Annotated in this window: 7 protein-coding genes; all 7 read right to left on the bottom strand. The window is 68.0% G+C overall.

The features are described 5' to 3' along the window. Positions 1–126, bottom strand: a 126-nt coding sequence (locus Q4F04_RS16050) for a hypothetical protein (RefSeq protein WP_368660731.1), incomplete at its 3' end; no start/stop codon positions are given. Positions 127–157: 31 nt separating this feature from the next. After that, positions 158–697: a nitrous oxide reductase accessory protein NosL gene (locus Q4F04_RS14070; RefSeq protein ID WP_303370435.1), complete on the bottom strand. Its 540-nt coding sequence runs from the start codon at positions 695–697 to the stop codon at positions 158–160. Next, on the bottom strand, positions 697–1,572 hold the full coding sequence (locus Q4F04_RS14065; protein ID WP_303370434.1) for an ABC transporter permease subunit: 876 nt from the start codon (positions 1,570–1,572) through the stop codon (positions 697–699). The genes Q4F04_RS14070 and Q4F04_RS14065 overlap by 1 nt, the downstream gene beginning before the upstream one ends. Then, positions 1,569–2,441, bottom strand: coding sequence for an ABC transporter ATP-binding protein (locus Q4F04_RS14060; protein WP_303370433.1), 873 nt, complete (start codon positions 2,439–2,441; stop codon positions 1,569–1,571). The genes Q4F04_RS14065 and Q4F04_RS14060 overlap by 4 nt, the downstream gene beginning before the upstream one ends. Then, on the bottom strand, positions 2,438–3,778 hold the full coding sequence (locus tag Q4F04_RS14055; protein ID WP_303370432.1) for a nitrous oxide reductase family maturation protein NosD: 1,341 nt from the start codon (positions 3,776–3,778) through the stop codon (positions 2,438–2,440). Before Q4F04_RS14055 ends, Q4F04_RS14060 begins: the two co-directional genes overlap by 4 nt. Beyond that, positions 3,775–5,724 (bottom strand): TAT-dependent nitrous-oxide reductase, encoded by a 1,950-nt coding sequence (gene nosZ, locus Q4F04_RS14050; RefSeq protein ID WP_303370431.1) that lies wholly within the window; start codon positions 5,722–5,724, stop codon positions 3,775–3,777. The genes Q4F04_RS14055 and nosZ overlap by 4 nt, the downstream gene beginning before the upstream one ends. A 1-nt stretch (position 5,725) precedes the next feature. After that, positions 5,726–6,873 (bottom strand): NosR/NirI family protein (locus tag Q4F04_RS14045; RefSeq protein ID WP_303370430.1); only part of this gene is annotated, 1,148 nt, incomplete at its 5' end.

Genomic DNA, 6,873 nt, shown 5'->3' with positions numbered 1-6,873 from the left:
CGCTTCCGCCCGCGCAGGGTCGGGATGGTTCAGGATCAGCGTGGCTTCCGCCCCCATCGCCTGCCCCCGCCAGGTGACCGGCTGGGGGGCGGCATGGCCCGGTCCCGCGGCCAGCACCGCCCCCATCGCGGCGGCGATGGTGATGAAGCGGCGGCGGTCAATGCATGGCATGTTCGTGATCCTCGGGGTTCACCTCTGCCGGCTCATCGCCGCCGCCCAGCACCTGTTCCGGCGTCAGGTCGGCATAGGCCAGCACCGTGCCGCCCTGTTCGGCGGCAAAGGCACCGGCGGCCTCGCGGGTGGAAAAGGGCACGATCTCGGACCCGCCCATGCCGCCCCGCGCGTCCGAGCCGTGGACGTAGAAGGCCTGCCGCGCCTCGACCCAGTTGTCCGCGCCCGGATCGTCCCAGCTTTCGGCGCGGCCCATGTCCGAGACATAGACGGCGGCGTAATCCTTGGGCTCGTCGGGCATCATGGTGAAGGCCAGGGTGTCGCGAGCCGACGAGAACCAGAAGGGCTCATGCCCCTCGGCCAGCACCACCTGCCCTTTGGGGCCGTCATGCTCGATCAGGTTCATGCCGCAATAGCGGCCGATGGCCTCGGCCGTCAGCGTGACCGGCGGGGCCGAGGCCACGCGCTCTTCGCGGCAGCCGGCCAGCGACAGGGCCAGAAGCGCGGCAAGCAGCATCGGTTTCATCACAGGTTCCTTCGCGAAAAGACGGCCATGGCAAGGCCCAGGGGCAGCGCGCACCACAGGACCAGCGCGCCGACAAGGACGCCGGGCGTCAGGGCCGAGTTGTCGAAGACCCCCCCCATGCCCGACAGCATCGCGGACGACCCCTCGCCCAGAGTCAGCAGCCGGTAGGCGTCGGTCGGGTTCAGGACCAGCGCGAGGTCCATGGTCCAGCCGGGGATGGCATGGCCGCCCTGCGCGACAAGGATCGCCAGCAGCGCCATGTCATAGATCGCCACGAACAGAAGCCACAGCCCGATGGAAATCCCCGCCGCGGTCGAGCTTTCCTGCACAGAGGCCGAAGCCAGCAGCCCCAGCGACAGGAACACCGCCCCCAGCAGGATCGAGGCCCCGGTCATGGTCGCGAAAGCCTGCCAGCCCCCGGCCCCGTGCTGCCAGATGACGAAAGCGGCGGCGAAGCTGAAGCCGATCACGGTGGCGAAGGTCATGATTCCAAGCTGGCCCAGGAACTTGCCCGCGATCACCTGCCAGCGGGCCAGCGGGTGGCTGAGCAGCAGCAGCAGCGTGCCCCCTTCCGCCTCGCGCGTGATGGCGTTGTGCGAGATCAGGAGCGCAATGAGGGGCACGAGGAAGATCGTCAGGCTCGCCAGCCCCACGACGACCACGTCCAGCGCCCCGGTCGAGGTCGAGCCGGTGGGCGCCGAGCCCAGCGCCGCGATGGCGGATGCCAGCGCCGCCAGCAGGACGGTGGTGGACACCACCCAGCGGTTCCGCATCCCTTCGGCCAGTTCGCGCCGGGCGATGATCAGGACGGGAGAGCTGGGCAGGGCGCGGCGGCTTGCGGCGGGCATGGCGATGGATGTGGTCTCGGTGGTCATGCGGCCTCCCGGCGCAGGAAATGCGCGTAGATGTCGTCAAGGCTGGGGTCTTCCAGCGTGATGTCGCGGGCGCCCGCGTCCAGGGCGGCGCGCAGGGCGGCGGGCTTTTCGGCCTCGGACAGTTCGACCTGCCACTGGTCGCCGATGCGGGCCGCGCCCGCAGGCGTCCCCGCGGCGCGGAAGCGCAGGACCGAGGGCAGCCCGGCCAGCCGGCGCAGTTCCTCCATCGTGCCGTCGGCGATCAGCCGGCCGCGGTTCATCACAAGGACGCGGGCGGCCTGATCCTCCAGTTCCGTCAGCGCGTGCGAGGACAGAAGCACCGTCGTCCCCTCGCGGGCAAGGTCGGCCACGATCCCGTAAAGCTCGCGCCTGAGCGCGGGATCGAGGCCCGAGGTCGGCTCGTCCAGCAGCAACAGCCGCGGCTGGCCCAGGATCGCCTGCGCGAGCCCCAGCCTTTGCCGCATCCCCTTGGAATAGCCGCGCACCGGGCGGTCGGCGGCATCCGCCAGCCCCACGCGGGCGAACAGCGCGTCATGGCCGCGCGCGGGCAGGCCCTTGAGGCGGGCATAGAAGCCCAGCGTCTCGCGCGCGGTGAAGCTGGGGTGCAACTGCACGCTTTCGGGCAGGTAGCCCAGGCTGCGCCGGGCGTGGCGGCCATGCGCGGGGTCCGCGCCCAGAACGGACAGCGTTCCGCCATCGGGCCGCACCAGCCCCAGCATCATCTTGATCTGGGTGGTCTTGCCGGCGCCGTTGTGGCCGACCAGCGCCACCACCTCGCCGGGCGCGAGGCGATAGGTCAGGTCCCGGACCACCTCGCGCCCGCCATAGGACTTGCGGACGCCGTCAAGGATCACCGTCGCATCGGTCATGGCAGCGGCCTTTCGGAATTGGGGAACATCAGGGGCGCGCTGTCGGTGACGCCCCCCGGCAGCACGGCGGGGAATCGGCTTTGCGCGAAGCGGATGATCTGGACGGCGGGGCTGGTCATCAGCATCCGCGCCTGCGGGGCCGTCCACATCACCTTGTCCACCATGTCGTTCGGCCGATAGACCGAATCCGCCAGCCCGTCGCCGTTCAGGTCGAAGCCCGCGTTGTCGGACCAGTAGTTGCCAACCCCGTCCTCGGACCATTCCAGGGTGCGGCTGCCCACGTATTTCACCTGCACGCGGTTCGCGATGAAGTCGTTGCGCCACATCCGGTTGCCTTCGGCCCCGGCGGTGAAATGGATGCCGGTGCCGCAGCCCTCGAAGCGGTTGCCGGTGAAGACGTTCCGGTTGGCGTTGTAGATGAAGACGCATTTCGTCGGCGCGATGAACTCGCTGCCCTGAAGCTCCTCGGGTTCGGGCACGTCCGCGTCGCGGGTCAGGCCCAGGTCGCGCCAGCGCGTCGGATCGGCGGGATAGCCCTTGACCGTGTTGCCGGTCAGTTGCGACCGGTTGGCGGTGTTGAACAGGAAGCCGTAGTCGCGGTCGTTTTCCGAGCTGTTGTTCACGACCTTCAGCCGGTCCGAGAACATGATGGCGTAGCCCATGCCGTTGTTGACCGAAACGTTGCCGCTGATCTCGCTGTTGTTGGTGAACATGTAGTGGACGGCGAAGCGCACGCCCTCGAAGTGGTTGTCGCGGAAAACGTTCTGCTTCGACGCGTTGGAAAAGATCCCGTCGCGGCCGCGGGTGACGTGGTTGCGCTCGACCACCGCGCCGGGCGCGTTCCAGACGGTCACGCCGTTGCCCAGTTCCTGCTGGCGCCCGCTGCGGCCGACGATGGTGTTGCCGCGCACGATGGAATCGCGCGAGCCGTGGATGCGGACGCCATGCAGGTTGTCTTCCAGCCGGTTGCCCTCGACCAGCGCCCGGCGCGAGGTCTTTGCCAGGAAGACGCCCGAGTCCATCTCGTCCAGGTCGCTGCCGGACCGGGTGATGGTCAGGCCGCTGATGCTGACGTCCTCGGCCGTGACCTCGATCACATGGCCCTGGCCCTGCCCGTCCACCACCGCGCCGGGTTCGCCCCTCAGCGCCAGCGGCTTGTCGATCAGAAGCGGGCCGCTCCAGCGGCCCCCCCCCAGGATGTTCTCGTCCCCGGCCCCGGCGCCCGCCCGCGCGGCGGCCCGATCGGCATCCGGTGCAGGGGTCCAGGTGGCGGCGGACAGCGGCGCGGCCAAAAGGGCCGCGACGCCAAGCGCCAGCAGGGTGCGCAGGATGGTCATGCCGCCCGCGGCTCCACCAGCATGCGGCCCTTCATCTCCATGTGCATCGCATGGCAGAACCACGAGCAGTAGTACCAGTAGACGCCGGGCCGGTCGGCCTTGAACGTCACCGAGGCCGTGGCCTGGGGCGCCACTTCCATGTTGATGCCGTAGTTGATGATCGAGAAGCCGTGGGTCAGGTCCTCGATCTCGTCGATGTTGGTGACATAGACCGTCACCTCGTCGCCCTGCCGGACGGTGAAGTCGTCCATGCCGAAGGCCGGCGCCGACGAGGTCATGTAGACGCGGACCTTGTTGGGGTCATTGGCGTCCCGGATCACCTCGCTGTCCATGGTCAGGTCGATCCCGTCGGCCTCGGCCTGCTTGACCGCATCGGCGAAGAACGGGTCGGCCCGGTCCCAGACATGGACGGGGTTGATCTTGGACGCATGGACGATGGTCGCGTCATGGGGCTCGGCGAAGGTCGGGTTGTCGTGGACGATCACCATCTCGTCGCCCGAGATGTCGATCAGCTGGTCGCATTCCGGCTTCAGCGGGCCCACGTTCAGGAAGCGGTCCTTCGAGAACTTGTTGAGCGAGATCAGCCAGCGGCCGTCCGCCTCCTTGGTCTGGCCCATCGAGGTGTGGTTGTGGCCAGGCTGGTAGTGGACGTCCAGCTTCTGGCGGATCGGGTCCACCTGCTCGCCGTTATGGGCGCGGATCGCGTCCTCGATGTTCCACTTGCAGACCTGGCTGTCGATGAACAGCGTGGTATAGGCGTTGCCGCGCCCGTCATAGGCGGTGTGCAGCGGCCCGAGGCCCAGTTCCGGTTCCGCCACCACGGTGTCGCGCGGCTGGATGTTGCCCGCGAACAGGTCGTCGAACCGGCGCACGTCGAAGACGGTCACGGTCGGCGCCAGCTTGCCGTTCGCGACGATGTGGATGCCGTCCGGCGCGGTGTTGATGCCGTGCGGGCCGTTCGCCACGGGGATGTAGCGGGTCAGCTTGTTGTTCTCGCCGCGCCCGTCCAGCACGCGAACGCCGTTCAGCACCTGCCCCTCGCCCGCGGCCACCGCGGCCTCGATCGCGCCGAGGTTGAAGACGGTCAGCCAGTCCTGGTCGGTTTCCATCATCTCGGGCAGGCTGACGCCCTTTTCCGAGTTGTAGCAGGTCGCAAAGGCATATTTGCCCTGGTAGTCGGCGTCCACGTTGTCGAGGTTGCCGTCCACGATCACCTGCCAGGCGACCTCCATCGTGTCGCCATCGACGGCCGAGAAGATCGAGTGATACTCGGCCGGGTCATTCAGCGCGGTGCCGTCGTTCGGCAGCGGAACGCCATCCTCGCCATTGGCGAAGACATAGCCGGTGCGCGGGTATTTCTGCACGCGCAGCCCGTGGACGGTGTGCTGGTTCGGGATCTCGATGATCTTGTCGCACTTCATCACGTCCATGCGGACGCGGGCGACGCGGGTGTTGGCCTTGTCGTTGATGAAGACATAGCGCCCGTCATAGGTCCCGTCGGTGAAGGACATATGAGGATGGTGGGCGTCGCCGTTCATGTAGATGCCGCCCTTGTCGGCGAGGAACTCGCGCGTCTGGGGCGTCATGCCTTCGGTCAGGACCTTCAGCGACTCGTTGGTCTGGCCCCAGCCGGTCGCGCTTTCGCGGTTGAAGATCGGAATGCGGATCAGCTCGCGCATCGACGGCAGGCCGACGACGCGGATCTCGCCCGAATGGCCTCCCGAGACGAAGACATAGTATTCGTCAAGCTCGCCCGGCCCCACATGGGCGGACTGGCCGCCGGTCGCGCCCTGCGCCGCCGCCTGGTCGGCGACGCTGCCTGCCACCAAGGCTGCACCGGCGCCCAGCATGGCGCGGGGGGCGACGGTGCCGGCGCCTGCGGCCAGCGCCATGGTGCTGCCCAGCAGTTGGCGGCGGTTCAGACCCGTTCTGGTTTCTTCGGTCATCTCAAGCTCCTTGAGGGTTTGACGTGGTGGTCGCTGCCGCCTGTTCGGCCAGGCGTTTCTGCGCCCGGAAGGCCGGAGGCTCCTTGCCTGCAGGATCGGGGGTGGCGGTGCTGGCGACGGGGGTGCCGCCGATGGCGCCGGTCGCGGGTTTCAGCGCGGGCTTCGCGCCCCCAAGATCGGGCATCTTCGGGCCGCCGCTGCGGGCGATCTTTTCGCGGCGCGCCTTGACCGTCATCATGTGCGGACAGCGGGTGTCGTCGTGGTAAAGCACCTGACAGTGCATGCAGTAGATGCATTCGTTGACGTTGATGTTGCCTTCCGGGTGGATCGCCTGAACCGGGCATTCCTTGGCGCAGCGGTGGCAGGGCGATCCGCATTCCGGCCAGCGTTTCAGCCATTCGAACATCCGCATCCGCCCCGGGATCGCCAGCGCCGCGCCCAGCGGGCACATGTAGCGGCAGTAGAAGCGTTCGATGAACAGCCCCGGCAGCAGGCAGGCCAGCGCGAACAGCACGAACCACCATTCCCGCATGAAGTTCAGGATGATCGCGGTCTTGAAGGGCTCGACCTCGGCATAGACCTCGGCGCGGGCCAGGGAATACAGCGACAGCCCGAACAGCCCGAGGAAGATCATGTATTTCAGCGGCCACATGCGTTCGTGCAGCGCCCATGGCACGGTGAACTGCGGCACGCGCAGCTTGCGGGCGACGGTGTTCGACAGTTCCTGCAGCGCGCCGAAGGGACACAGCCAGCCGCAGAACGGCCCCCGGCCCCAGAACAAGAGCCCCGCCGCCACCGCGATCCACAGGATGAAGACCAGCGGCGCGGTCAGGAAATATTCCCACGAGAAGCCGCCCGACAGCAGCGAGTTGAAGAACGTGAGCACGTTCACGACCGACAGTTGCGCGTTGACCAGCCAACCCAGCCAGACCAGCGTGAACAGCAGGTAGGCCCGGCGCACCCAGGTGAACAGCACCGGGCGGCGCACCAGCAGGTCCTGGAAGAAGAAGATCAGCGTAAGCACGCCCAGCGCGACCGCGGCGATGGCGACGTTCAGCCGGTTCATATCCCAGATCGTCTTCCACAGCGCCGGGCCGTCATCCTCGGGCATCGGCTCGCCGACCGTGGTGGCGGCGACGGCGGTCGTGG

Origin of the sequence: Paracoccus sp. (in: a-proteobacteria), from assembly GCF_030536915.1 — a bacterium.
Classification (GTDB): Bacteria; Pseudomonadota; Alphaproteobacteria; order Rhodobacterales; family Rhodobacteraceae; genus Paracoccus.
This window is presented reverse-complemented; position numbering and strand designations above follow the sequence as displayed.

Coding starts and splice junctions, on each gene's coding strand:
- Q4F04_RS14070 (WP_303370435.1), bottom strand. CDS start 697: ATGAAACCGATGCTGCTTGCCGCGCTTCTGGCCCTGTCGCTGGCCGGC.
- Q4F04_RS14065 (WP_303370434.1), bottom strand. CDS start 1,572: ATGACCACCGAGACCACATCCATCGCCATGCCCGCCGCAAGCCGCCGC.
- Q4F04_RS14060 (WP_303370433.1), bottom strand. CDS start 2,441: ATGACCGATGCGACGGTGATCCTTGACGGCGTCCGCAAGTCCTATGGC.
- Q4F04_RS14055 (WP_303370432.1), bottom strand. CDS start 3,778: ATGACCATCCTGCGCACCCTGCTGGCGCTTGGCGTCGCGGCCCTTTTG.
- nosZ (WP_303370431.1), bottom strand. CDS start 5,724: ATGACCGAAGAAACCAGAACGGGTCTGAACCGCCGCCAACTGCTGGGC.